The sequence below is a fragment of the Kitasatospora sp. NPDC004669 genome (assembly GCF_040609455.1).
Taxonomy (GTDB): domain Bacteria; phylum Actinomycetota; class Actinomycetes; order Streptomycetales; family Streptomycetaceae; genus Kitasatospora.
Genome location: NZ_JBEXKB010000202.1, coordinates 1 through 2,214, shown reverse-complemented (window position 1 = coordinate 2,214; position 2,214 = coordinate 1). Strand labels below are relative to the sequence as shown.

Annotated in this window: 3 protein-coding genes; 1 reads left to right on the top strand and 2 read right to left on the bottom strand. The window is 67.3% G+C overall.

The window, feature by feature from the left end; genetic code table 11:
* Positions 1 to 159: 159 nt before the first annotated feature.
* Positions 160 to 375, bottom strand: coding sequence for a hypothetical protein (locus ABZW30_RS46875; RefSeq protein ID WP_355677474.1), 216 nt, complete (start codon positions 373 to 375; stop codon positions 160 to 162).
* A gap of 333 nt (positions 376 to 708) precedes the next feature.
* Complete coding sequence (locus tag ABZW30_RS46870) at positions 709 to 1,644, bottom strand: chlorophyllase (protein WP_355677473.1); 936 nt, start codon at positions 1,642 to 1,644, stop codon at positions 709 to 711.
* A gap of 55 nt (positions 1,645 to 1,699) precedes the next feature.
* On the opposite strand from ABZW30_RS46870, the gene ABZW30_RS46865 reads away from it, so the two are divergent.
* Entirely contained in the window at positions 1,700 to 2,101 is a 402-nt protein-coding gene (locus tag ABZW30_RS46865) for a helix-turn-helix domain-containing protein (protein WP_355677472.1), read from the top strand.
* Positions 2,102 to 2,214: the final 113 nt, after the last annotated feature.

Here is a 2,214-nt window from a genome sequence, read left to right as displayed (position 1 = left end):
AGCACGCTATAGCAGTTCCAGACATGATCGCCCCGGCAGTGAGTGGTGCACATAACTCCGTACTTGTTGGAGCGCTCAGATCAGTACGTGGACACCGGGTCATCTTCGAGCGGCTCTTCGCCTGGGACCCGAACGCGTAAGGCGTGGTCGATGACGCGGTCACCCGTTCGCTGAGACAGTCTCAAACCGTAGGGAGAACAGGGCGATGGTCAGGTCGAGCGTCAGGGCGTCGCCGAGCGGCGGGTCCTGGTGCAGGACGCCGTAGCTGGTGATCTCCACCCGCGTGTGCGGGGCGATCAACGGGGACTCAATCCGCACCAGCCGCCGCATACGGTGGTCGCAGGACTCGGCGGTGGCGGGGGTTTCGGGTGTCACGGTTCTCCAATCACAAAGGTGGTGTCGGCCGGACGGCCGCGCGCCACCGCCCCGCGCCTTGTGCTGTGGCGCGGGGCGGTGGTGGGCAGCGTCAGCGACCGGAGCGACCGAACCGGTCAGAAGTCGTGCGCGTCGCCGAGGGAGTCGGCCAGCTCGCTGGCGATGTCGTAGCTGTAGCGCAGGTGCTTCTCGGCCCGGCGCAGCAGCGCGAGCTGGTCGGCGTCGTCGTCGGCGTCGCTGGCGCCACCTGATTCATGACACTCCCGGTCTCGCCGTCTCCTGGCCTGAAACTCCAGAACGACCTGTCAGCTCGCGGGCCAGGCCGCGAAGCACCTACTTGCTCTCGGTACTGAAGGCGCCGGTGCTGTGGCTGATCTGGTCCTGCAGGGCCTGCCAGCTTCGTGCGTCGGCGCTGAGGACGTCGTGCAGGTAGGCGGAGACGGCGTCGGCGACGAGGACGACGCGGGCGGGGTCCTCGTCGGTGGTGTCCTTGGCGGCCTCGCCGGATATTCCGCCGAAGAGGTGCTCGCCCTCGGCGATGGTGAGCAGTCGCTTCGGGCCCGGGCTGAGGTGGTAGGCATCGGTGAACCATTCCGGTCCGCGGGTAGTCATCACCGACTGGTCCTTTCCGCCGGCGATGACCAGGGCGGGGGCGGTCATGCCGGAGAAGTCCGGGCGCGCGAACGGGAGGTAAGTGAGCGCGAAGGGCGTCAGAGCGTCCCCGGCACCGGCCGCCGCGATGAGCGCGCCCGCCTTGACGGCGGGGTGGGAGAAGTCCTCGCCCGGGTTGCCCTCGGTGTCGAGGACGCGGGCGCCCAGGAGGGCACCGGCGGTCTGTGCTCCCCAGGAGTGCCCGACGACAGCGACGCGATCGCGGTCGACGCGCGCGGCCAGACCGCTGACCTGGTTGAGAATGTCACCGAGGCCGTCCAGGACACTATGCAGATCGGCTATGCGCACGCGCCAGATGGTGGCGAAACGGGGATCGTCGAAGCCGATGCCGTGGCGGCGGGAGTCCAGATGGGTGGGCTGCACCACGACGAACCCGGCAGCAGCCCAGCGGTCTACGAGGGGCTCGTAGCCGTCCATCGACCAGGCGTTGCCGTGGGAGAAGACGATGACGGGCAGGTCTCTCCCGTCGACCGGTGCGGTGACCTTGACCTGTAGGTCGATGCCGCGGTCGGTGGTGGGAACGGTGATGGGCTTGACGGCGATGACCTGACGGTTGAGCGTGGCCGTGGGGCGGCTCTGGCCGGAGTGAAGTTCCATGGCGTCGACGTTAGGAAGCCGATAGGTACCAAATGGTAACCTTCAGCTCGTGAACATGACCGCAGCCGACCTGGCGAGCGCGGCAAAGGACCTGGAAGCGGGCACGGTGTTCCTCGCCGACTGCCCCGCACGGCTGGCGATCGAGATCATCGCCAACAAGTGGTCCGTCGTTGTCCTGTTCGCTCTCACCGGCGGACCCAAGAGACACAGCGAACTCGTCGCGCTGTCCGGCGGGATCTCGCGCAAGGTACTGACGCAGACCCTTCGCCGCCTGCAAAGCAACGGCCTGGTCGACCGTCAGGTGTACGCCGAAGCGCCGCCGCGAGTCGAGTACAGCCTGACCACGCTCGGCCAGACACTCCAGGAGCCGATCGTGATGCTGACCGAGTGGGCGCGAACCAACGGCGAAGCTGTCGTCGACTTCCGAGAGTCGGCAGCCGCCAGGTCGATCGACTGAGAACCGTTGGGCCGCCGGACTGAGCTGCCCCGACTTTGGTGGAGTCCGCGATCGTGTGATCAAGCGGCTTGCGGGGCTCGCTCCAGTTGCGCCCAGTAATCCTGCTCGTATTC

Excerpts from the sequence above, each read along its gene's own strand:
- ABZW30_RS46870 (WP_355677473.1), bottom strand. The coding sequence starts at position 1,644 with ATGGAACTTCACTCCGGCCAGAGCCGCCCCACGGCCACGCTCAACCGT.
- ABZW30_RS46865 (WP_355677472.1), top strand. The coding sequence starts at position 1,700 with ATGACCGCAGCCGACCTGGCGAGCGCGGCAAAGGACCTGGAAGCGGGC.